Below are 22,427 nucleotides of genomic sequence, written 5' to 3' on the forward strand. Positions count from 1 at the left end.
CCAGGAGTCCGCCGCATCCGACACTCCGCCGCCTGCTTCGGGTTCGGGTGCCATCAGTCCTCGCCGTCGTTTCTGTCCACGGAAGCGCACGCGCGGTCCGCCGTGTATCTGTGTGTCTGTGTGCTGCAGAGGATGTCATAAGGGGTGCGTGCGGCGCGTATCCGGCGGTGACGGCGGCTTCGGGAGCCGGAGCCGGCCGGCGTGCGGCTGCCGCGGGGCCGGGGAACACCACTGCGGCGGTCATGGCGCCACCCCATCCCACGGGACCTTTCGTGAGCGTCTGCGAAAATCTTTAGCCTCACCACATACGACGTGGTAACCGAGCTGGTGCGATGGCCGAAACCGGCGTCGGAGAAGAAGAAGCCGTCATTGTCCGGCGGGCGCCACGACGGCCGCCAAGTCCGCGCCCGCCCGGAGCAGCGCCACGGACCGCATGGCGATCTGGTCAAGACGTTGCCGCAGGATGTGGTGGGCCGCTTCCACGCCGTCGACCTGGCGCAGCGATTCCATGATCTCGCGGACCGCGGGAATGCCGTAGCCGGCGCCGCGGAGGGCCGCGACGATTCTGGCCGCTCCGATCGCTGGCAGACCGTAGCGACGTGCCCGCAGAGACGTCACTCGCTGGGGGGTGACGAGCCCTTCCTGCTCCCAGAACCGCAGAGCCGAGGGACGTACATGGAGCGCTTCGGCGAGCTCCGTGATCGTCATCGCGTCATTCTCCCGCTCGAACCCGGGTGCGGCGGCCTCAGCCTCGATCGCACCCAAGGCTTCTTGAGCCCGCAGAGCCTCGTCTCGTTCCCGAGCGAGCCGAACATGCACCGCGCTGATCGCCGCGGCCGCCTCCGCGATCGGTTTTGTTCGCAGCTCCGCGAGCGTCTGCCGGGCCGCGACGGGCCCCACGGCACCGGCGAGTCCTCGATAGGCGCGAAGGGCGTGCACATGAAGCGGTGTGTAGGCACGGTAACCGTTGCCCGATCGGGCGGCCGGGGGAATGACTCCCAGCCGCTCCAGGTCTCGAACCTGTTGCACCGAGTACCCCGACTCCCTGGCGACATCGACCGTTCGGAGCGGCATCTGCGGCATCTGCGGCATCTGCGGCATCTGCGGTGAACCGGTCACCGGCTTCCCCATCGACCAACCCCACATAAGCACTTGAAGGTGATGCTTGAACCATGAGTATGGAACAGATCATCGCGACCGTGCGAGGCTTCGACGGCGCACTCGTGTTCAGTCCGGAACCGGGCGGCGACTTCCCCGAGCTCGTGTGGGGGGACGCGTTCTTCTACTACGCCCCCGACGGGCAGATGCCTCAGAACGTCCAGCCTTACGGGACGATCGTCACCAAGAACTACCCCGACGACACCGCCTCCGACCTTGATCCTCCGGGCCGCTGGCGGGTGAACGTGCACGTCGACCGGACGACGTTCCGGGAGCTGACGGGGGAGGAGCCGCGCGGTCTCGACCGCCCTCGCGACTACGCGGCCGCCGACGGCGTGATGCCGCACCCGGTGTACGGCGCGCTCGGCTGGGTCTGCGTCGTCAATCCCGCCGGGAGGACAACGGACACGCTCGTGCGGCTTCTGCGCGGCGCCCACGAGGCCGCGCGGTCCCGGTTCGAGCGGCGACACGAACCGGGGAAGCCGCTGGAGGGTGACTGACACGGTGCCGCGGGTCCGGCCACGGCTCCACAGTCCGGCAACACTCCGGCAGGGGCAGCGCCGGACCTCCGCTCACTCGGGGGCGTAGGAACGCAGTGCTGTGACGGATCGGTGCACCGTCTCCGCATGTCCGAAGAGTCCCGGAAGCCCACCGGTGTGGAGAAACACGGTGCGCCGGCCCCGGCGGATGTCGCCATCCCGGACAGCGGCGATGAGCCCGGCCATGGCACGCCCGCTGTAGACGGGGTCCAGAACGAGGCCCTCGGTGGCCGCGGCTGTCCTCATCGCTTCCAGGACTGGCTCATGGAGGACCCCGTATCCCGCGCCGACCTGGTCGGTACGGATACGCAGGGAATCGGGGGCGATGTCGCGACGGGTGAGCGGGCGGGCGAGAGCGGACACGGTGGCGGCCGGGTCCGCCACCGCCCCGCAGTGGACACCGAGCACACGCTCCTCCCCGAGCGCACCTGTCAGGCCGGCCATGGTGCCCCCGGAACCCACTGCCACGACAACGTGCTCCACGTCGGGGAGTTGGGAGCGGATCTCCTCGCCGCCCTCGGCGTAACCGCGCGCTCCGAGGGGACTTGAGCCACCGAAGGGGATCGAGTAGGGCCGTGCTCCGTCGCGGCTCAACCGCCGGCACACATCGTCGGCCACGTCGGCCAGGGTGCCGGGATGGCCGTCCCCCGCCCAGAAGACGCGGGCTCCGAAGAGGCTGTCGAGAACAAGGTTGCCGGAGGCGTTCGCCGCGCCGTCGGACGTTCCGGGAAGGACGAGCACGACATCAAGTCCCAGGCGGGCGCCCGCGGCCGCGGTGAGGCGGGCATGGTTGCTCTGTTCGGCACCGGTGGTGACCAGTGTGTCCGCATGTGCCGCCACCGCGGCGCCAACGGTCCACTCCAGTTTGCGGACCTTGTTACCGCCTCCGCCGAGGCCGGTCAGGTCGTCCCGCTTGATCCAAAGGTCGTCCTCGCGCAGGCCCAGGGCCGTCGCGAGGCGAGGCATCGGCTCCATCGGCGTGGGCCATGTCGACAGGGCGATCTTGTCACTCATGCAGTCTCCGTCCGGAGTGGCGAACACGGTGGTGGGCGGACGCGGACCGCTCGGGAGCCATCCATGATCACCCATCACAGCACAGCCCAGAAGCCGCTGTTGCTCGTGCGGAAGGCCACGTTCTCCCTCTTGTCGACGCGTCCGACGTGTCCGACGCGGCTGCGGGACGGAGACCTACGGGGTCAGCTGCTCATGCGCGTGGTGAGCGGAGTCGGCCGGTCCGACGGCACACTCGGGCCGGCGGATCTCGGCCCATACCGCATCGAGGGAGAGGCCGAGGACATCGGCGATCGCCGCGATGGTGGGGAAGGCAGGGGTGGCCACGCGGCCCGACTCGATCTTTCGGAGTGTCTCCGGTGAGACGCGTGCGTCGAGCGCGATGTCGAGCATCGAGCGCTCTCCCCTGGCCCGGCGCAGGAGGGCGCCGAGGCGTTGTCCGCGTTCGACCTCGGCGGGAGTGAGCGGCAGCCTGACCATGCCTCCCATTCTAGTACCGGTATAGTATGGCCGGTATAGTTATTGGTTGCACGAAGAAGGACGCCGCATGATCGAGATCCTGAACTCCGCCCTACTGGCCCGGGCAAAAGACACCGGCGCCCTGGTCGCTGACATCCTGCGGACGCTGAAGGGCCGTAGTGCGGTCGGCACGAACCTTCTGGACATCGACCGGTGGGCCAAGGCCATGATCGTCGAGTCGGGAGCGCTGTCCTGTTACGTCGACTACGAGCCGTCCTTCGGGCGCGGCCCGTTCGGCCACTACATCTGCACGGCGGTCAACGACGCCGTGCTCCACGGACGGCCATACGACTACACGCTTGCCGACGGCGATCTGCTGACACTCGACCTCGCCGTCTCCAGGGGCGGAGTCGCCGCGGACGCCGCCATCAGCTTCATCGTGGGCGAGGCGAAGCCCGCGGAGAGCGTCGCGATGATCAGTGCGACCGAACGCGCGCTGGCCGCGGGGATCGCCGCCGCCGGGCCCGGGGCTCGCATCGGCGACATCTCCCATGCCATCGGTACGGTCCTCGGCAAGGCGGGGTACCCGATCAACACCGAGTTCGGCGGTCATGGCATCGGATCGACGATGCACCAGGACCCGCACGTGTCGAACACCGGACGGCCCGGCCGTGGATACAAACTGCGCCCCGGGCTGCTGCTGGCACTGGAGCCGTGGGTCATGGCGGACACCGCTCAACTCGTCACCGATGCCGACGGGTGGACGCTCCGAAGCGCGACAGGCTGCCGGACGGCACACAGCGAGCACACGATCGCCATCACCGAGGACGGAGCCGAAATCCTCACCCTGCCGAAGTGACCGCCACAGCGCGACGGCGGGCTCTCTCCCCGGATCTGATCCGGGAAGAGAGCCCCTCAGCGGTGCGGGAGCGGTGCGGGAGCGGTCGGCTAGAAGCCGCCGCTGCGGATCCGGTCGCGGATCCAGACGCCGGCTTCCTTGAGGACCGAGGTGCCGGTCCACTGGCCGCGGGCGCAGGTGCCGGTCTTGAAGACGGCACCCGACCGGTTGTCGTCCGAGTAGTTCCAGTTGGTCCAGCTGATCTTCTTCTGGGCCATCAGGTCGATGTACCGCTGCGACTGGGCGAAGTCGTTGGCGCCCTCACCCGCGTAGTTCTGGGTGCCGAACTCCGTGACGAACATGGGGATGCGGTCCGCGGCCCGGGAGAGCGCGTTCAGGTACTCCGCCTTGTGGGAAGCGGCGTAGAAGTGGAACGTGTACATGATGTTGGTGGCGTTCACCGGGTTGTTGACGACCTCGGTCTCGTTGGCGCCGTCGGAGACGCCGAGTGAGGACCAGGCGCGGGTGCCGACGAGGACCACACCGTCCGGGTCCTGGGCCCGGACCACCGGGATGATGGTCTCGGCGTAGCTCTTGATCTGCGGCCAGGAGACGCCGTTCGGCTCGTTGGCGATCTCCCACAGGACGTTGACCTTGTCCTTGTGGCGGCGCGCCATCTCGGTGAAGAAGGTACGCGCCCGTGCGGTGTTGGCGTTCGGGTCGCCCGGGGTGAGCTGGTGCCAGTCGACGATCACGTACAGGCCGCGTGCGGTGGCCTGGTCGACGATCCGGCTGGCGAGGTCGGTGAACCTGGCCGGGTCGGTCTCGTAACCGCCCTCTTGTACGTAGGTGGAGACGCGGAGGATGTCGCCGTTCCAGTCGTTGGCGAGGGCGTCCAGCGAGCCGTCGGTCACGCACTGCGCGTACCACTGGGTGCCGTGGGTGCTCATCCCGCGCAGTTGGATCGGGGTACCGGACGCGTTGCAGAGCTTGGTGCCGCAGACGCGGACCTTGCCGTTGACGCTGACCGGGGTGTCCGCCGCGGGGGCGGCCTGGGGGACGCGGTCCTGGCCGGCGGCCGGAGTGGAGGCGCCGGCCTGTGCGGTCACACCGAGGCCCAGGAACAGGGCTCCGGCCAGTGCGAGGGCCGCGGTGGGACGCAGTCTCTTGAGGAGCGAGGAGGACATGACGAGACCCTTCGTGATGCGGACATGACAAATCCGTGCTAGGGGTCCATGGATGTGGTGCGCTCCACGGGGGTGGCGGTTAAAAGTTAGGATTGTTTACAGTTAATCGTCAAGGGCCGGGTAAAGACTTCGTACAGACCGTGGCGCCCGGAGCGAACATCCGCTCCGGGCGCTGGTTTTGTCACTGACACAGGCACTGACCTGCGGAAGAGCGGTTATTGCCTGCGGGCCCCGGGGTGCGTGGGACGCATGTGGGATCTGAGGCGGACGGTCCCGGATGGCTGGGCGCCGCCGCGGTGTGTCCGGCCGAGAAGGCGGCGGTCAGGTGGGGATGGGCTTGGTCCGCGTGCAGTTCTTCCACTCCACCCAGGGCCGGGCGCCGCCGCTTTTGGGGCCGGTGGCGTAGGTGGGGTCGCCGGTGATCGTCTGTTCCTTGGATTCGTGGGTCATGTCGATGCCGAAGAGTTTGAAGCCGAGGCTGACCTGTCCGGCGGAGATGCCGAATCCGATGCCGAGGGAGGCGTTCCACCAGTCGGTGTTGGCGTTGTAGTCGAGCCTGGAGAGTTTGCCCTTGTCGTGGAGGAGTCGTTCGATGGGGCCGGCGTCGTCGTCCAGAGCTTCGGCGGCGTCGGAGGGGGTGGGCAGTGGGTTGCTGGCGGGGGCGTCGCCGCGGCCGCGCAGCCAGTCCTCGACGGCGGTGCTGTCGGTGTCGTTGTCGAGGGTGACCTCGGCGGACTCGGTGTGGATCTGTGAGTTGACGGTTCCGCCGCCGCCTCCGACGTCGATGGTCACGGGTCCGGCGTTGGCGCCCGCGCCGGTCTGGATGCCGGGGCCGTCGCCGGATTCCTGGCTGGTGGTGATCGTCAGTTTCTGCGGGTGGTGCGGTTTGCCGTCCTTCTCCTCCTGGTCGTAGGCCGCGGCGTCGTAGGTGACGGCGACCTGCTGCATCCTGCTGCCCTTGGCCTGGGCGACGCCGCCCGCGGTGCCGCTGACGGAGAAGGTGTAGACGAAGGTGATCTTCCCGGCGTCCGGTCCGGTCTTGGCGCGCATGACGACGACGTCCTCGGTCATCGCGCCGGAGAGTCCCTCGAAGGAGATGTTGCCGAGGTCCTTGGGGCCGTCGGCGCCCTTGCCGTCCTTACCGCCCTTGGTGTCCTTGCCGCTCTTGCCGTTGCTCTTGAAGGTCTTGCCGAAGCTCACGCCACCGGCGGCCTCGGTGGAGGTCTTGGTGATGTCGACGTCCGGCGCCAGCTCCGGATCGAGATCGGGCTTCTTGGTGGCCGCGTCCTGCTGGCAGGCGCCCATCGCCGCACCGGGGTTGTAGCCGCTCTGGAACTTGCAGCCGTCGTTCGCCTTGAGGTACGCGGCGAACTTCTGCGCGTCCTCAAGGTTGGCCGCCAGGTCGGCCTGCGGGTCGCCGCTCTTGTTCCCGTTGAACAGCCACTGCCCGCCGCTGCCGCTGCCCTTCACATAGCTGCCGCTCAGCGAGGCGCTGCCGCCCCAGTCCTTCAGGCCGGGGATACCGGCGGAGATGCTCGCGGTGACGCCGCCTCCGCTCTCGGTCACGCGCTCCAGGGTGACGGTGCCGTCCGACCACTGCTGGAGCTTGACCGTCTCCGAGCTGCTGATCTTGATGAAGAGGATCTGGATGACGACGGTGGTCTTGGTCTGGTCCTGGGAGAGCAGGCACTTCGCCGGCTCGAACGGGTCGCCGTTGGGTACGAAGGGATCGCCGGGGCCGCCGCCTCCGTCGCCCCCGTCACCGTCCCCACCGCCCGCGTAGTCCCCGGAGGAGCAGGCTTCGGCGCCGCTCAGTGGGTGAAGTATCCGGCATACGGCGCTCTTCAGCCCGGTGGCCTCGTCGGCGGGCACGCTCAGGCCGACTATCCCCGCCACGACCAGGGACACGACCCCGACCATCGCCGCGTACTCGGCCCCGCTCTGCCCCCTGTCTCCGCGCCCACCCAGGCCCTGGCCACTCGGCACATAGTCATGCTCATGCCATATTTGGAACCTGTCGGAGCCCTTCATCTGTTCTCCTCGCCAGCGCCACCACCCGTTCCCCCGAGCGACAGCAGCCTAAGGATGGGCCCGGGCCCAAACGCAGGGCCCCCGGGCCCAGTCGGGGGGCCCAGCCGCCGACGGGCCTGGGCCGGTCCTCCCGTTGGGGACCGCGCGGTGTGCGGGGTGGCGCACGGCAGGACCTGGCCGCACTCATACCGAGGAAACAACCAGCCGTGGCGCGGCGCCGGTTGAGACGGCACTCCTCGGCTCACCACCAGGCGGTGGGATACACCTCTCGCTGCAGACGGGAGGAGACCAGCTGCACCAGGACGAGCAGCGCCGCGCCGGCGGCCAGCAGGGGCACGAAGCGGGAGGCTTGCGGTTCGGTGAGCATGATCATGACGGCGGTCGCCATGGCCGGCGGGTGGGCCACCTTGCATACGAGTCCGAGACCACAGGCCACGCCGCAGGCCACCGCGGCGGCCCAGGGGCCGTGCCAGCCGAGAGCGAGCACCGCGAAACAGACGAGACAGGACAGCAGGTGTCCGCCGAGGACATGGCGGGGCTGCGCGAGGGGCGAGGCCGGAGTCGCCGTGACGATCGCCGTCGTGGCCGCGAGGGGCGGTATCAGCACCGTCTGGTGCGTAAGCGTCCCGACGGCCACGAGGGTGGTCAGCGCGACCGATGTGGTGACAGCCGCCGAGGCGACCGTGCGCCGGGGTGGCCTCGGCTCGGCGACTCTCCACCATCGGGCCCGAGGCTTCTTCGCGGGGCGGGCGTCGCCCTCGGCCTCCCGTATCCCGGACTGGCTGTGCGTCATGAACGCGACGCCCCTGTGTCAATCGGGAGGTAAGCGTTCAGGGCAGGCGAAATCGACACGGGACTCCTCGCGGGCGCCCCGCACTTCCGGCCCACGGCGGCTCGTCGTCCAGCAAGTCGGGGAACGCTCCGACATCCTGGCGTCCTGGATCACCGGCCGTCCAAGAGCGCTTCTCGATCGGTTGATCGACGCCGCCGATCAAAAGGCCCGCCGGTCAAAGCCCGCCGGTCGAAAGGCCCGCCGGTCGAAAGGCCCGCCGGTCGAAAGGCCCGCCGGTCGAAAGGCCCGCCGGTCGAAAGGCCCGCCGGCCAGCGGGCCCGCTGGTCACATGGCCGCGTCCACCACCGGGGCCGGTCAGACCACCACGCCGGCGCAGGCCCCGTGGCCGTCGCAGGAGTAGCACGTGTACCGCATGCACCCGGTACACACCCCGATGTTCTCCAGCCGGTAGCTGTCCCCACAGCTCTCGCAGTTGGCGCGCTCACGCAGCATGGCCGACCAGCCGTCGCTGCCACCGATGGCGTCGTACGAGGCGGCGGCGTATTCCGCCCAGGTGGTGTCGTGGTCGGTCCCGTGCTGGACATGCCAGGAATACACCGCGAAGAACGCCTCGCCGCTGACCAGATGGCCGCGGCCACGACCGTCCCGGATCCATGCCTCGGCGAGCTTGCCGAGCCGCTCCTCGAAGGTCAGGCCGCGGTCGAAAACCACGTGGTTGCTGTTCATCGCCGCATTATGCGATCGGACACGCCTTCTTCGTGACTCAGGCGTGGAAGCCGTTGCACACGATCGTCGTGAACTTCGTGGGTCCGCCCTCTACGTGGTAGAGCACCACGGTCCAGTCGCCCCTGTCGTCTCCGACCGGGATCGCGTCGACGGTCCGGTTGTCGAAGTGGGCCCGGAAGTCCTTGGGGTAGCTGAGCTTGATCGTTCCGCCCGACGACCACTTCGAGTAGAGATCGACGGGTTTGCTGGTGAAGCCGATGCCCTTCGATGTCGACTTGAGGGGGCGCCCGGTGGTGCGGTCGGTTTCGTGCGGGGGCCGTATCCCCACGGACACGTAGTACGGCGCGGGGCGCTTTCCCTCGCCGGCGTTCGTGGGGCGCAGCTCCACCGAGGCCGTGTCCGTGCCGGTGGTGTGCGAGACGGAGGACCGCAGGTCCGTCGGCGGAAAGGACTCGGTGAGACTTGCCAGGTCGCAGGAGCCGATGCCCTGGGCGGCCTGTGCCGCATCGTCCGACAGGGTCCAGCGGTCCTGCGAGACGCGGTTGTTCACGATGTGGTCCGGCGGCCCCTCCGCCGGGGCGTCCGTGGTGGCCGGGCCGGACGCGGCGGCATCGGTCGTGGGTACCGCTCCGGAGCCCTCGGTGTCCTCCTTGGGGAACAGCCAGACCGCGACCGGCACGAGGAGCGCCACCACGCATGCGGCGATCAGGGCCCCACGGCGTCCGCGCCGGGCGGGAGGCGGCTGGTGCTCCGGCTCGTCGTGCGGCGTGGCGTCGGAGTACGCCCAGAACGCGGTCCCCGCCGTCGGCGCGGGAGCATGGCGCGCCGGGCCGTGATCCGCGGGCGGTGCGGGCGGTCCAGGTGGTGCCGACGTGACAGGTGCGGCGGGCGCGACCGTCCCCGGTTCCCGCTCCGACTGCGTGTGCGCACCGGACGCGGCCGGTGGGTTTTTCGCGTGTCCGGGCAGGGGCACCGGGTCGGCATCGCGGGCCACCGAGCGGTAGTGGGCATCGGCGGCCAGCGCCGAGTCCACCGCGCATCCGGCGATCACCGCGGCCAGTGCGGGCCGCTTCACCGGGTTCTTGGCGACGCACTGGCGGATCAGCGCGGCCAGATCGTCCCGTACGCCCGTCAGGTCGATGTCCTCGTGTACGGCCCGGTAGCTCACCGCCGCGGCGTCGCCCACACCGTACGGGGGCCGGCCGGTCGCCGTGTACGCGATCGTCGCCCCCAGCGCGAAGATGTCCGCCGCCGGGCCGACGTCGTTCCGCATGACGACCTCGGGCGCGGCGTAGCCGGGTGTCCCGGGTGCGAATCCGTCCCGGGTGAGGACCGTCTGCTCAAGTCCCCGGGCGATGCCGAAGTCGATCAGTTGCGGCCCTTGCGGCGCCAGGATGACATTCTGCGGTTTCAGATCCCGGTGCGTGACCCCGTGGGCATGGACCGCGGCCAGCCCCTCGGCGAGCGCGGCGAGGAGCCGCAGAGCGCTCTCGGGCGGGAACGGGCCGTTCACGCCCACGGCGTCGCGCAGCGTGGGTCCCGGTACGTACTCGGTGGCCAGCCAGTACGGAGAGGCGTCGAGCGACGCCTCGATCAACTGGGCGGTGTAGGCGCTGCGTACGGTCTCCACGGTCGCGGCTTCCCGCCGGAACCGGGCCAGCGCCTCGGGGTGATCGCTGATCTCGTCACGGATCACTTTGACGGCCACCAGCCGTCCGCCCGGCGAACGGCCCAGGTACACCTGTCCCATGCCGCCCGCACCGAGCCGGGCGAGAATCCGCCACGCGCCTATTCGCTCGGGATCCTGAAGTCGCAGCTCATCCACCGGCACGACTCTGCCATAGCCCGGCATCCGGCGGGCCGCGAAGGACCCACAAAAGCCCGGAGCTTCGCGCGCGTGGTCCTCGCGTGTCAGCCGCGCGGGGGGCCGGGCGCTTCGCCGCTCCGGAGTCCGTCGAACAGGAGCGGCAGCAGCCGGTCGACGCTGCCCCGGCGGCCCTCGGGCGACTGCTCGGACACCCACGCGATCGCCGCGACGAGTTCGAACAGGTCGGTCGCGTCGGCGGACGGATTCACCCGGCCCAACCGCTGTGCCCGCGCGAGGAGTTCGGCGCCCGCCCGGTGTGTCCTCGTACAGGACGTGTGCAGGGGGGAGCCCTCGTCGTACATGCTGCTCATCAGCGAGGCGGCGAGTCCGCGGTAGATACCGGCGTGGGCGATGGCGGCGCGCGTCCAGATGGCCAGCGCCTCGTCCGGGTCGTCCATGGCGAGCAGTTCCTCGGCCTTGGAGTGCAGGGCGTCGATGCTGTCGCCGATGACCGCGGCCAGCAGTGCGTCACGGTGCGGGAAGTGGCGGTAGAGCGTGCCGGGGCCGACGCCGGCGCGTTTGGCGATGTCGTCGAGGGACGCGTCCGACCCCTGCTCGTGGAACGCCACCCGGGCCGCCGCGATCAACTGCTCGTAGTTGCGGCGCGCGTCGGCGCGCATGGGGCGCCGGCGGTCGCCCGCGGATGCCGGTGGCATGGGTGCTCCTCGCGTTGGGTCGCATTGAAAGCGGAGACTGTCTCCGGTAGCGTATCCGGTCCAAGTGGAGACTGTCTCTGGTTGTCGTGTCGTGGTGTGCGCGCCGCGGCGTGTCCCTCCATCGACCCGAAGAGGATAGGCAGTTCATGTCGAAGTCCAACCAGTCCAACCAGTCCAACCAGTCCGAGCCGTCCGAGCGGTCCGAGCAACCCGGCCGGTCCGAGCACTCCGCGCGGTCGAAGGGCCCGGGAGCGGAGAAGCCCGCGGAGCCTCGGCGCACGCGTAACCCGACCGTCGCTCTCGCACTCATCGTGTCGTGCGAGTTCATGCTCCAACTGGACACGACGATCATGAATGTCGCGTTACCCACGATCCAGACGAGCCTCGACTTCGGCCGGGCCGGCCTGTCGTGGGTCATCAACGCCTTCCTGCTGGCCTTCGGTGGCCTGCTCCTGCTCGGCGGCAGGGCCGGGGACATCCTGGGGCACCGGCGGATCTTCCTCGCGGGCACCGCCCTGTTCACCCTGGCCTCGGCGCTCGGCGGCCTCGCCCCCACCGACGAAACCCTCATCGCCTCCCGGGCCCTGCAAGGCGTCGGAGCCGCGCTTGCGGCACCGACCGGGATCGCGCTGCTCACCACCGGCTTCCGCGAAGGCGCCGAACGGAACCGCGCGTTCGCGATCTACTCGACGATCGCCGGCTCCGGACTCGCCCTCGGGCTCGTCCTCGGCGGCATCCTCACCTCGGGGCTCTCCTGGCGCTGGGTGCTGTTCATCAACGTGCCGTTCGGCGCGCTCGTCATCCTGCTCGCACCGCGCTTCATCGACGAGACCCGACGCCAACAGGGCCGCTTCGACATCGCCGGCGCGCTGACCTCCACCGTCGGAATGACCGCCCTGGTGTACGGCTTCATCAGGGTCTCCGAGGACCACTGGAGCGACCCCGTCGCCCTGGCCGCCTTCGCCATCGGCGTCATCCTCTCGATCGCCTTCGTCGCGATCGAGAGGAACGCGAACCAGCCGATCATGCCGTTGCGCCTGTTCACCCGCCGCGGCCGCGCGGGCGGCTACATCAACCTGCTCTTCATCGCGGCCACTCTCACCAGCATGTGGTTCTTCCTCGTACAGTTCCTTCAGGGTGTGCTCGGTTACGAACCGCTTCTGACCGGGCTGGCGTTCCTGCCGATGGCGATCGCCGTGTTCGCCTCCTCCCGGCTCGTACCGAAGATCCTCCCGAAGTCCGGCACGAAGCCGGTCGCGGTCGCCGGCATCGCCATGGTCGCCGCCGCCACCAGCTGGCTCACGCAGCTCACCCCCACGAGCGGCTATGCCGGGAACGTACTCGGCCCCCTGGTGCTGTTCGGGCTCGGCGCGGGCTTCGCCCTGGTCTCGCACAACCTCATCGTGATGTCCGAGGCGGCCCCCGAGGAGTCCGGCGCCGCGTCCGGTGTGCTCCAGGCGATGCTGACCGTCGGCGGCTCCCTCGGACTGGCCATCCTCGTCACCGTGTCCGGCACGTTCGTCCGCTCGGCCGAAGACGATCCCCCCGGCGGACTGTCCGCCACCGAGGAGGCGCACCACGTGCTGACGGAGGGAGTGACAGGCGCTTTCGCCGGCGGCTCCGTCTTCGCCGTCTGCGCGCTGCTGATCGCCCTCTTCGTACTGAAGACGGACCGGGCCCGGTCGCCGGAGCCGGTGACCGATGGCCTGGATTCGCCGCCCGGCACACCGGCATCGTCGCGTTCGGCGGAGTGAAGCCCACCCCCGCCGGGGCGGGTTTCACTCCAGTGTGATCCGGGCGGCGACCGGCAGGTGGTCGCTCCCGGTGGCGGGCAGGGTGCGGATGTGGTCGACGGTCCCCGAGCGGGCCATGACCTGGTCGATCCTGGCCAGCGGGAACGCGGCGGGGAAGCTGAAGGCGAAGCCACGTTCCGCCACGTTCATCCGTGAGGTCAGCGGGGCCAGGCCGCGGTCGTCGACCGTGCTGTTGAGGTCGCCCAGCAGGATCACCGTTTTCAGCTCCTCGGCGGCGACGGCCTCGCCCAGCAGGCCGGCGCTCTCGTCGCGCCAGGAGGACGCCAGGCCGCTCGCCCGGAAGCGTACCGACGGCAGGTGCGCGACGTACGCCGCGATCTCGCCGTGCGGCGTGTGGACCACGGTCCGCAGTCCACGACTCCAGGTCTCCGTGATTCCCCGGGGTTTGATGTCCAGCAGCCTCGTGCCGGTCAGCGGATGCTTCGACCAGAGTCCGACCGTGCCCCGTACCGCGTGGTACGGGTAGTCCGGGGCGAGGGTCTTCTCGTAGACCGCCGGCGCGGGGGGCATCAGTTCCTCCAGCGCGATGAGATCGGGCTCGGCGTCGGCCAGAGTGCGCGCCGTGCCCGCCGGATCGGTGTTCTCGTCGCTGACGTTGTGCTGCACCACGACCAGGTCGCGCGCGCCGGACGTCTCCCCGGGCAGGAGCAGCCCGCCGAAGAGGTACGTCCAGGCGGCCACCGGCAGCAGCAGAGCCACCAGCGCGAGGGCCGAACGGCGCAGCAGCGCCAGGCAGAGCAGCACCACACCCGCCACGCCGAGCCACGGCAGGAACGCCTCCAGCGAACTGCCCAGACGGCCCACGGAGTTGGGCACGGCCCGGTGGAACACCATCAGCGCGGCCGTCAGCACCGCGAGCGCGGCGAGTACCCGCCCCCTCTTCCAGGCCGGCCGTCCCCCGGAGTCTCCCCCCGCCTCCGCGCCCGGAGCCCGCCGCCCCGCCCACCGGCGCGCGGGCGCCACCGTCGACATCGCACCTCTGTCCGTCCGCGCCCGCACCACCATGACATCCCGTCCCGTAACCGCCCCTGCCCTCCCAGGACGCGTCACGGGGTGGATCAGTTTCCTCTCCTCGCCCCCACCGGCGTCCCGGCCGGCTGCCGGCTCAACCGGTGAGCTGCCCGCCGGTGAGCCCCAGCAGCCGGGCCAGCCGGGTGTACGAGTCGAGCAGCGCCTCACGGTCGTAGGTGCTGGTCGTGACCAGGAACTCGTCGGCCTCGCTGCGCGCCAGCAGCTTCTGGAGACCGGCCGCCACCTCGTCCGCCGTACCGTACAACTGCCCCCGCCCTGCCTCCCCGTACAGCGCGCGCTCGCGCTCCGTCATGGCGGTGGCGCGGATCGTCTCGACGGGGGCCAGCGGCGGGAACTCCCCGTGGGTGCGGGAGTACGCCGTCGACCAGGCCTCCGGGAGCAGCAGTTCATGCGCCTCCCGCGTGGTCTCCGCCACCGCGACCGTGCCGGACAGGACGACGTACGGCCGCTCGCCCCAGGCGGAGGGGCGGAAGTCCCGGCGGTACTCCTCGATGGCCCGGAGCATCGCGTCCTCACCCCGTACGGCGGCGATGACCAGCGGCAGTCCCGCCCGCGCCGCGACCCGCGCGCCCTGCCCGGTGGCCAGGACGAAGACGGGGACCCGCAGCCCCTCGGCGGGGTGGGCGTGGACCTGAGGGTGCGCGGTCTGGGTGCCGGTGAAGTATCCGAGGAGTTCGGCGAGCCGCCCCGGGAAGTCGGCCGCGTCCTGTTTGTCCCGGCCCAGTGCCTTGCGTATCCCGTCGGTGAACCCCACCGACCGCCCGAGCCCCATGTCGATACGGCCGGGGAAGAGGGATTCCAGCACCCCGAACTGCTCGGCGACGACCAGTGGTTGGTGGTTCGGCAGCATCACACCGCCGGTCCCGACGCGGATCGTCGACGTGGCGGCGGCCACGGCTGCCGCGAGTACGGTCGGCGCCGAGCCGGCGACGCCCGGCACGCTGTGGTGCTCGGAGACCCAGAAGCGGTGATAGCCGAGGGCCTCGATCCGCCGGGCGAACGCCACGCTGTCGCGCAGCGCCCGGGGACCGTCGGAGCCCTCCCGGATACGGGAGCGGTCCAGCACGGAGAAGGGAACGGTCGCTGCGATACTCACACCTGGTGCAACAACCGTGCCGTACGAGGATTCCCGAAGCCGAAGCCGAAGCCGAAGCCGAAGCCGAAGCCGATGGCGCCGCCCCCCGGCGCGTGCTCGGAGCAGGGATTCCGACGGGCGCGTTCCCGGCGGAGGCACGGCGCGCCTGTCCGCCGGGATCGTACGAACTCCCGCACCCGGTGCGGACCGACCGCTAGAGTTGGTGACCATGTTCCACACTTGGGGGCCGCGATGAGAAGGTTCTGGACCGTGCTGGCCATCCTCTTCGCGGCCCTCGCCGTAGGGTCCCTCGCCACACTGAACGAGCGAGCCGGCACGTCGATCGGGATCGGCGACATCGCCATCGCCGCGTTGCTCGCCACGCTGGCCTGGGCCAGCTGGAAGAGCGCCCGACGCTGAGGCACCGGCGGGCGGCGGCCGAGTCCCCGAGGCCGCCGCCGGTCTCCGTCGGTGTCCGCGGGGGTCACGACGACTTGACGCGCGCCTCGCAGGCACGGATCAGTTTGAGGTGCCCGGCCACTACCGGGCGTGCCGCCTTGGCGGCCGCCTTGACCTCGGCGTTGCCCCCCTTGGCGACTTCACTGTCGATCAGGGCCAGCGTCTCCTCGTGGCTCTTGGCCTCGGTGCTCAGCCAGGTGGTGTTGTACGCGCTCGTACCCACCTGGCCCTGCAGGGCCGTCATCGTCTTCTCCTGCGCGGTGGACGGCGAGGACGGCAGTGTGACGTGCAGCTTCTTCGCCAACGCCTTGACTCCGACGTCCAGTTTCCTGTGGTCGCGCACCAGCGTGGCGCCGACCGTTTTCACGCAAGCCGCCGTGGCGTTCTTGCGTGCGCTCTGCCCGGCCGCGATCTCCGCCAGGTTGCCCTGGTGGATCGCCTTCAGGAACGGCGCGTCATCGGTGGCCGTGGAGGCCGCGTACGCGGAAGGCGCGGATATGCCGGCCAGCGCCGCCAGCACCGCGGCAGCGGCTATGCGTCGCACAGCGATCATCTGCGTTGCTCCCTTCGCCCGGTCCGGGCCGCACACGGATCGGCGTCTGACCGGTCGCTGGACGGGCACACGAGTCGGTGCCCGAGCCCATGCATTCCCCATGGGAACGGGCCGGTCACACCATCACACCGCATTCACGCGAATGGCCGTCAACTCAGGGGTGCGGAACGGTCAGATCTGGGCGAGGCCGCCGTCGACGAAGAGTTCCGCGCCGGTGGTGAAGGAGCTCTGGTCCGAGGCGAGGAAGACGGCCATGGCGGCGACCTCTTCAGGGCGGCCGATCCTGCCCAGCGGGATCTGGGCCGTGAAGCTGTCCTTGAGCTTCTGCCTGGCCTGCGCGTTGTCACCGGCCAGGCCCTCGACGCCGGGGGTCTCGATCGGTCCCGGGGCGATGGCGTTGACCCGGATCCCGCGGCCGGCCAGCTCCGCGGCCCAGGAGCGGGCGAGGTTGCGGATGGCGGCCTTGGTGGCGCTGTAGACGCTCATCGCCTCGACGCCGAGCGAGGCGTTGGTGGAGGAGAGCACGATCACGGACGCGCCGTCGGGCAGCAGCGGCAGGGCCTTCTGCACGGTGAAGATCAGCCCCTTGACGTTGGTGTCGAAGGTGGAGGTGTAGTGCTCCTCGGTGATCTTGCCGAGCCGTGCGAGTCCGCCGCCGCCCGCGTTGGCGACGACGATGTCCAGCCGTCCGCTGCGGGTCTCGATCGTCTCGAAGAGCGTGTCGAGATCCCGCAGGTTCGACACATCGCTCTGTACGCCGACGGCCCGCTCCCCGATGGCTTCCACCGCGGCGTCCAGTTCGGGCTTGCGCCGTCCGGTCACATAGACGGTGGCGCCTTCCTCGGCGAACCGGCGTGCGGTGGCGAACCCGATGCCCGTCGAGCCGCCGGTCACGAGGGCCACCTTGTTGTCCAGCTGTCCCATGACATCCATCCTTGAGGTAATGAGTTTTGTTACATTAAAGAGTGCGAAAACGGCATGTGCACGCACTCGCGGTTCGACGCGCCGACAGCGCCTGTAGTGCCTGTCCTAGCGGGCGGTCAGCACGTTCTGGAGGACATCGGCCAGTGTGGTGCGGGCCAGTTCATCGCGCAGGACGACATCGATGCCGTCGTACACGTCCTGCATCGTCGGCCGGATCCCGAAGCCCACCGGGCAGTCCAGATTGGGTTCGGCGCGGTGCATGGCGAAGAGGGGGCTGGGCTCCACGGCGTCGTAGACGTCCAGCAGTGTGATGGCTTCGAGTCCGCGCGCCAGATTCCAGCCCGCGCCCGCGCCGCGCCGCGATTCGACGATCCCGGCCTCGCGCAGCTCGCCGAGCAGGCGCCGGATGACCACCGGGTTGGTGTTCACGCTTCCCGCGATCTGTTCCGAGGTGGCGATCTCGTGCCCCTGGCGCCGGTGGAGCTCTATCCACGTCAGCGCGTGGGCCGCGATCGTCAGCCTGCTGTTCGCGCTCACTCGCTCGTCACCTCCCGTGCCCTCCCGAACCTCCCGCGCTTCTCATGCCCTCGACAGTCGCAACATTAAGTGTTACGACACGTGGGGTCAATGGCCGGCCCGGTCCGGGAAGGGCCGTCCGTCACTGGGTCAGAACGCTCCTCAGCCGCAGGGCCAGCTGCGTCTCCAGCGCGTGCTGCGGGGTGTTCCACTGCTCGCCGAGTATCTGTCCGACCCGTTCCAGCCGCTGCGTGACGGTGTTGACGTGCACGTGGAGCGCCGCACTCGTACGGGCCAGGCTCTGTCCGTGCTGGAAGTACGACTCGACGGTGTCCAGCAGGCTCGTGCCCCTGCGGTCGTCGTAGTCGGTCAACGGGCCGAGGGTGCGGCGTACGAAGCCGTACGCGTCGGCGTGCCTGCCGAGGACCAGCCCGAGGAAGCCGAGATCGTCCATGGCGGCGGCGGAGCCGGCGCGGCCCAGGGCCTGGAGGGCGCCGAGGCACCGGACCGCCTCGGCATAGGCATCCCGTACGGCCGTCCCGGACAGCGGACCCGCCGCGCCCACGGTCACCGGCCGCGTGAGCGCGGTACGCAGCCCCGCCTCGACCGCGCGCGCGACGGCGGAGGGATCGTCGCCCGGTACGAGCAGCACCGTACGGCCCTCGTGACGGCCGGCCAGTCCCCGGCGGGCGCTCGCGTAGGCACCCGCGGCCGCGGACATCCGCTGCGTGGGGACGTCGTCGCCGGCGACGACCGCGACGATGTGCGGTTTGTCGAGGTCGGTGCCGAGGCGACGCGCCCGCTCCCGTACGGCGAAGGAGCCGCCGTGCCGCTCCGTGAGCAGATCGGTGAGCAGATCTCCGCGCACCCGTTCCTCGGCCTGGGCCAGTGAGGAACGGAACAGCAGCAGCAGCGCGGTCACCAGGGCGCCCCGCTCCAGGATCAGCCGGCCGGTCTCGTCCAGCTCCCGCACACCGGATATCACCAGCGCGCCCAGCGGTTCCTGGTCGGCCGCCACGGCGGCGACCGTACAACCGCCGCAGGCGACCGCGCGGCCCTGCGCCCGGGAGCGGGCCATGGCCTCGGCCACGCTCTCCTCGCCGGGATATCCGTCGGGCGGGTGCGCCGCCCCGGCCGGACTGAGCGGCCGGGCGTCGGGTCCGACGACGACCACGGAGCCGTCCAGCGCCTCGCCGATCGCGTGCGCGATGTCCTCCACACCTCCGCCTCGTACGACGAGACCCGTGAACCGTTCGTACGCCGCCGCGGCCCGCTCGACGGACGCGCTGCGGTGCTGCACGAGCCGGTTGGCGGCGTTGAGTTCCGCCAGGGCCGTGTGCGTCTCCTGGAGCAGCCGCGCGTTGTCGAGGGCGACGGCGGCGTGCGCGGCCAGCGAGCCGAGCAGACTGACCTCGTCGCGGGCGAAGCCACGTTCGCTGCGGTCGGCCGCGTACAGCACGCCGATGACGTTCCCGCCGAGCCGCAGCGGCACGCCGAGGATGGCCACGAGACCCTCCTCCGTCACCGCCTCGTCGATGGCACGGGTGTGCCGGAACCGCGCGTCGCCCAGATAGCTGCTGCTGAAGTACGGCGAAGCGGTCTGCACCACGAGCCCGCCGAGCCCGGCGCCCAGCGGCATCAGCAGCCGCTGGAGCTTGGCCGAGACCGAGCCGTTCGTCTCCCGCATATATGCGCGGCCGCGCTCCGGGTCGTACAGGGCGAGATACGCGGTGTCGGTGCCGAGCAGTGTGCGCGCCCGGCGCACGACCGCCTGGAGCACGGCGTCGACGTCACGCAGCGCCACCAGATCGCCCACCGTCTCGTACAGGGCCGACAGTTCGGTCTCCCGGCGCCGGCTCCTGTCCAGCGCCGCCCGCACCCGCAGGGCGAGCAGCTTCGACCGCTCCAGCTCGGCGAGGGCCGCGGCGCTCTCCCCGGCCGCCCGCGCGACGGTGACCGGCTCCTCGAACTCGGCCGCGGGTGCGTCCCGCGCCAGCAGCTCCAGGAACATCCGACCACTTCTCTCCAAGGTCACGGAGCAGACGGTACTGAGGCTCACGCCCCTTCGGAAGTCGATTCACCACATGATGTGCCTGCACGCTATGTGGATCACCTCCATTGTTTTCAGGTCAGGAGCAGCCCAAGATCCTCGGCACCGCACACCTGGACACGCGGACCCCTGAACTCCCGAGCCACGGCCCCGGGTTCGCGGACCGTCGCGGCCAGCACGCCCGACAGGAGGACATCCGATGACCACAGCGCCCCCACGGGAGCCGGCCCCATCGACCGGCAGGGAGCCCTGGCCGGCGCGCATGGCGCTGCGCTTCACCGCGTTCTCCGAGAGATGGCTGCCCGACGCGCTGGGCTTCGTGCTGGTGGGTACGTTCGCGGTCTTCGCACTCGGCCTGGTGACCGGCGAGGACCTGTTCGGCGCCCCGTCGGATCCCACGGCGACGACCGGATACGGACTGGTGGACGCGTGGGGCCAGGGCTTCTGGTCCCTGATCACCTTCACGCTCCAGATGGCGATGATCATTATCGCCGGGTACGCGGTCGCGGTCTCACCACCGGTCGGCCGGCTGATCGGCCGGCTCGCGCGGGTGCCCCGTACGCCCCGTGGGGCCATCGCGTACACCGCCGCCGTCGCGATGGTGACGTCCTATCTGAACTGGGCCTTCAGCCTGATCTTCACGGCGATCCTCGCCAAGGAGATCGCGCGCAGGGTGTCCGGCGTCGACTACCGGGCGCTGGGCGCGATGGCGTTCCTCGGTCTCGGCACCGTATGGGCCCAGGGCCTGTCCGGATCCGCGGCGCTCCAGGTGGCCGGCGAGGCGTCGAGCCCGCCCGCCGTGCAGAAGGTCATCGAGGAGGGGCGCGGCAGCGGTCTCATCCCGCTCACGGACACCATCTTCCTCTGGCAGGGCATGGTGGCCACGGCGATCGTGTTCGTCGTCGCCGTCGGCATGGCCTGGTTCCTGTCGCCGTCGCCGGAGCGCGCGAAGACCGCGGAACAGATGGGCGTCGAGCTCGGCCCCAGCGTGGCGGACGAGCGTACCGAGCTGCGCCGGGGCCGGCCGGGGGAGTGGATCGAGTACAGCCCCGTCTTCGCGATCCTGCTGTTCGCGCTCGGAGTGTGGTACCTGGCGCGGCACTTCGCCCGCGCGGAGGGCAGCGCGCTCAACGCCCTGGACCTGAACACCGTCAACCTCATCCTCATCCTGCTGGCGCTCATCCTGCACTGGCGTCCGGTGCGGCTCGCGCAGGCGGTCAAGGAGGGGACCCCGGCGGCCTCGGGCGTACTGCTCCAATTCCCGCTGTACGGCGGCATCTTCGGGATGATCGCCTTCACCGGACTGAGCAAGACCATCGCTGGCTGGCTGGTGTCGGTGTCGAACGAGTTCTTCTATCCGGCCCTCATCGCCATCTACAGCTGCGTGCTCGGTGTCTTCGTCCCCAGCGGTGGCAGCAAGTGGGTCATCGAGGCCCCCTATGTCCTGGACGCGGCCAATCAACTCCAGGTGAACCAGGGCTGGGTGGTCGTGGTGTACGACCTCGGCGAGGCGAGCGCCAACCTGCTCCAGCCGTTCTGGATGCTGCCCACGCTCACGATCCTCGGACTCAAGGCACGCGACATCATGGGTTACACCTTCGCCATGTTCCTGGTGTGCTTCCCGGTCGTGCTGATCCTCGTCACCCTGTTCGCCCGTACGCTCCCCTTCCCCTGAGCACGGGCGCCCGGCCAGGCCCCGGCGGCGGCCTCAGGCCGTGAACCCCACGTGCACATGGTCGTGATGGGTGTTGTCGGTGAAGAACTGGCCCGGCTCTCCTCCGGAGAGCCGGACCGGTCCGCCGACGTTGTACGAGCCGGCCGCCGCCGCGTCCCGCATGAACGACTCGACCAGCCGGCGCGAGGTGGCCGGGTCGACGACCTTGTGCCCGTCGATCTGCCAGACGTCGAACGCCCGGCCGCGCGGATGGTCACTGGGCCGGCTGGTGCCGAAGACGTCCAGCGGATGCCCGGAGCGCACCACACTGATGTACATCCGGTACGTACCGGCCAGCCGCGACAGGGCCCGCAGCACGCTGGGACGGACCTTCCCGCTGCGGATGTCCGCCTCGGCGGCGGGAGGCAGCCGGATCCGTGACTCGGCCAGTACCCGCCGCGCGGCGTCCGGCAGCGAGGCGGCGGCGGCGCCCGGCCGCGCCGGGTGGAGCGCGGTCACGTCCCAGCGTGGCCGCGCGCGGCTCAGCCGTACGTCGACGGTCGTGCCGCCCGCGTGCCCCGGCGTCCACTGGCGGCACACCACCAGCACGCTGGCCGAGTCCGCCAGGATCCCGCCGTACTGCGCGTCGATGACCTGGAGCGCGGCCTCGGGAGCGGCGGGCAGCAGCGCGCCCGCCTGGTCCACCAGCGACGGCGCCGCCCCGAGCGCGGCCACCCGCTTCTTCGCCGCCGCCGCACCGCCGCGGCCGGGGGCCCAGGCGCCGATCGCCTCCACGACCTGTACGGCACGCAGTTTCACGGCCGGGTCCACATCGTCCCGGTCGGGCCGCCACGGTGTGGTCGCGGGCAACGGGGAGGACGGTGAGGCCGACCCGGCCCCCGAGCCGGAGACGGACGGGGAGACGGACGGGGAGACGGGCGCGGAGACGGGCGCGGGCGGGGGAGCCGAGCACCCCGCCGCTCCCAGCAGCAGCCCGCCCGTTCCCGACAGCAGTGCTCGTCGGCCGAGTGGCTGTCCCATGGAGTACCTCTCTCGTCTCCCCGGCTCTCCGTCCGCCCCCAGCC

At 70.4% G+C, this 22,427-nt stretch carries 21 protein-coding genes; 5 read left to right on the forward strand and 16 right to left on the reverse strand.

All coding sequences use genetic code 11. From position 1 onward, the window contains the following. Positions 1-366 precede the first annotated feature (366 nt). Positions 367-1,074, reverse strand: coding sequence for a MerR family transcriptional regulator (locus tag ACZ7LS_RS30490; RefSeq protein ID WP_385136763.1), 708 nt, complete (start codon positions 1,072-1,074; stop codon positions 367-369). Between the two features lie 104 nt (positions 1,075-1,178). Between ACZ7LS_RS30490 and ACZ7LS_RS30495 the strand changes: the two genes are divergently transcribed. Beyond that, positions 1,179-1,658: a DUF6194 family protein gene (locus tag ACZ7LS_RS30495; protein WP_382675559.1), complete on the forward strand. Its 480-nt coding sequence runs from the start codon at positions 1,179-1,181 to the stop codon at positions 1,656-1,658. A gap of 72 nt (positions 1,659-1,730) precedes the next feature. Here the strand turns inward: ACZ7LS_RS30495 and ACZ7LS_RS30500 are convergent, their stop codons facing one another. Beyond that, the gene (locus ACZ7LS_RS30500) at positions 1,731-2,711 is read right to left on the reverse strand and encodes a D-cysteine desulfhydrase family protein (protein WP_382531004.1); all 981 of its coding nucleotides are present in this window, start codon (positions 2,709-2,711) and stop codon (positions 1,731-1,733) included. Positions 2,712-2,885: 174 nt separating this feature from the next. Further along, a complete protein-coding gene (locus ACZ7LS_RS30505) occupies positions 2,886-3,188 on the reverse strand; it encodes a helix-turn-helix domain-containing protein (RefSeq protein WP_382531002.1) in 303 nt (100 codons plus the stop codon). Between the two features lie 67 nt (positions 3,189-3,255). On the opposite strand from ACZ7LS_RS30505, the gene map reads away from it, so the two are divergent. Beyond that, entirely contained in the window at positions 3,256-4,026 is a 771-nt protein-coding gene (gene map, locus ACZ7LS_RS30510; protein WP_382531000.1) for a type I methionyl aminopeptidase, read from the forward strand. An 89-nt stretch (positions 4,027-4,115) separates the two neighbouring features. Here the strand turns inward: map and ACZ7LS_RS30515 are convergent, their stop codons facing one another. The 6 genes from ACZ7LS_RS30515 to ACZ7LS_RS30540 all read right to left on the reverse strand — a co-directional run bounded on the left by ACZ7LS_RS30515 (position 4,116) and on the right by ACZ7LS_RS30540 (position 11,265). Continuing rightward, the gene (locus ACZ7LS_RS30515) at positions 4,116-5,192 is read right to left on the reverse strand and encodes a glycoside hydrolase family 5 protein (RefSeq protein WP_382530998.1); all 1,077 of its coding nucleotides are present in this window, start codon (positions 5,190-5,192) and stop codon (positions 4,116-4,118) included. Between the two features lie 321 nt (positions 5,193-5,513). Beyond that, positions 5,514-7,178 carry a hypothetical protein gene (locus tag ACZ7LS_RS30520; protein ID WP_385136758.1) on the reverse strand — a complete coding sequence of 555 codons (1,665 nt, stop codon included), beginning with the start codon at positions 7,176-7,178 and terminating at the stop codon, positions 5,514-5,516. 286 nt (positions 7,179-7,464) lie between these two features. Further along, positions 7,465-8,016: an HPP family protein gene (locus tag ACZ7LS_RS30525; RefSeq protein WP_382530254.1), complete on the reverse strand. Its 552-nt coding sequence runs from the start codon at positions 8,014-8,016 to the stop codon at positions 7,465-7,467. A gap of 354 nt (positions 8,017-8,370) precedes the next feature. Continuing rightward, positions 8,371-8,742: a hypothetical protein gene (locus ACZ7LS_RS30530; RefSeq protein ID WP_382530256.1), complete on the reverse strand. Its 372-nt coding sequence runs from the start codon at positions 8,740-8,742 to the stop codon at positions 8,371-8,373. Positions 8,743-8,779: 37 nt separating this feature from the next. Continuing rightward, positions 8,780-10,567, reverse strand: coding sequence for a serine/threonine protein kinase (locus ACZ7LS_RS30535; RefSeq protein WP_385136755.1), 1,788 nt, complete (start codon positions 10,565-10,567; stop codon positions 8,780-8,782). A gap of 86 nt (positions 10,568-10,653) precedes the next feature. Next, the gene (locus ACZ7LS_RS30540) at positions 10,654-11,265 is read right to left on the reverse strand and encodes a TetR/AcrR family transcriptional regulator (RefSeq protein WP_382675502.1); all 612 of its coding nucleotides are present in this window, start codon (positions 11,263-11,265) and stop codon (positions 10,654-10,656) included. 146 nt (positions 11,266-11,411) lie between these two features. Here ACZ7LS_RS30540 and ACZ7LS_RS30545 point away from each other — a divergent pair, with 146 nt between their 5' ends. After that, entirely contained in the window at positions 11,412-13,019 is a 1,608-nt protein-coding gene (locus tag ACZ7LS_RS30545) for an MFS transporter (protein ID WP_385136753.1), read from the forward strand. Positions 13,020-13,043: 24 nt separating this feature from the next. On the opposite strand, the gene ACZ7LS_RS30550 is transcribed toward ACZ7LS_RS30545, so the two are convergent. Together ACZ7LS_RS30550 and ACZ7LS_RS30555 are read right to left on the reverse strand one after the other, a co-directional pair. After that, positions 13,044-14,051, reverse strand: a complete 1,008-nt coding sequence (locus ACZ7LS_RS30550; protein WP_385136751.1) for an endonuclease/exonuclease/phosphatase family protein — start codon at positions 14,049-14,051, stop codon at positions 13,044-13,046. A gap of 133 nt (positions 14,052-14,184) precedes the next feature. Then, complete coding sequence (locus ACZ7LS_RS30555) at positions 14,185-15,207, reverse strand: LLM class flavin-dependent oxidoreductase (RefSeq protein WP_385136750.1); 1,023 nt, start codon at positions 15,205-15,207, stop codon at positions 14,185-14,187. Positions 15,208-15,438: 231 nt separating this feature from the next. On the opposite strand from ACZ7LS_RS30555, the gene ACZ7LS_RS30560 reads away from it, so the two are divergent. After that, positions 15,439-15,606 carry a hypothetical protein gene (locus ACZ7LS_RS30560; protein WP_382530267.1) on the forward strand — a complete coding sequence of 56 codons (168 nt, stop codon included), beginning with the start codon at positions 15,439-15,441 and terminating at the stop codon, positions 15,604-15,606. Between the two features lie 64 nt (positions 15,607-15,670). On the opposite strand, the gene ACZ7LS_RS30565 is transcribed toward ACZ7LS_RS30560, so the two are convergent. From ACZ7LS_RS30565 to ACZ7LS_RS30580, 4 genes are all read right to left on the reverse strand, one after another. Beyond that, a complete protein-coding gene (locus ACZ7LS_RS30565; protein WP_382530269.1) occupies positions 15,671-16,198 on the reverse strand; it encodes a DUF4142 domain-containing protein in 528 nt (175 codons plus the stop codon). Positions 16,199-16,369: 171 nt separating this feature from the next. Beyond that, positions 16,370-17,122 (reverse strand): SDR family NAD(P)-dependent oxidoreductase, encoded by a 753-nt coding sequence (locus ACZ7LS_RS30570; RefSeq protein ID WP_382530271.1) that lies wholly within the window; start codon positions 17,120-17,122, stop codon positions 16,370-16,372. A gap of 105 nt (positions 17,123-17,227) precedes the next feature. After that, complete coding sequence (locus ACZ7LS_RS30575; RefSeq protein WP_382530273.1) at positions 17,228-17,659, reverse strand: Rrf2 family transcriptional regulator; 432 nt, start codon at positions 17,657-17,659, stop codon at positions 17,228-17,230. Positions 17,660-17,780: 121 nt separating this feature from the next. Further along, positions 17,781-19,673 (reverse strand): helix-turn-helix domain-containing protein, encoded by a 1,893-nt coding sequence (locus ACZ7LS_RS30580; protein WP_382530274.1) that lies wholly within the window; start codon positions 19,671-19,673, stop codon positions 17,781-17,783. A gap of 214 nt (positions 19,674-19,887) precedes the next feature. On the opposite strand from ACZ7LS_RS30580, the gene ACZ7LS_RS30585 reads away from it, so the two are divergent. Continuing rightward, positions 19,888-21,363: a short-chain fatty acid transporter gene (locus ACZ7LS_RS30585; protein WP_382530276.1), complete on the forward strand. Its 1,476-nt coding sequence runs from the start codon at positions 19,888-19,890 to the stop codon at positions 21,361-21,363. A 33-nt stretch (positions 21,364-21,396) separates the two neighbouring features. Here the strand turns inward: ACZ7LS_RS30585 and ACZ7LS_RS30590 are convergent, their stop codons facing one another. After that, on the reverse strand, positions 21,397-22,383 hold the full coding sequence (locus ACZ7LS_RS30590; protein ID WP_385136747.1) for a hypothetical protein: 987 nt from the start codon (positions 22,381-22,383) through the stop codon (positions 21,397-21,399). Between the last annotated feature and the right edge of the window lie 44 nt (positions 22,384-22,427).

The sequence above is a fragment of the Streptomyces sp. NPDC039430 genome, from assembly GCF_055639435.1.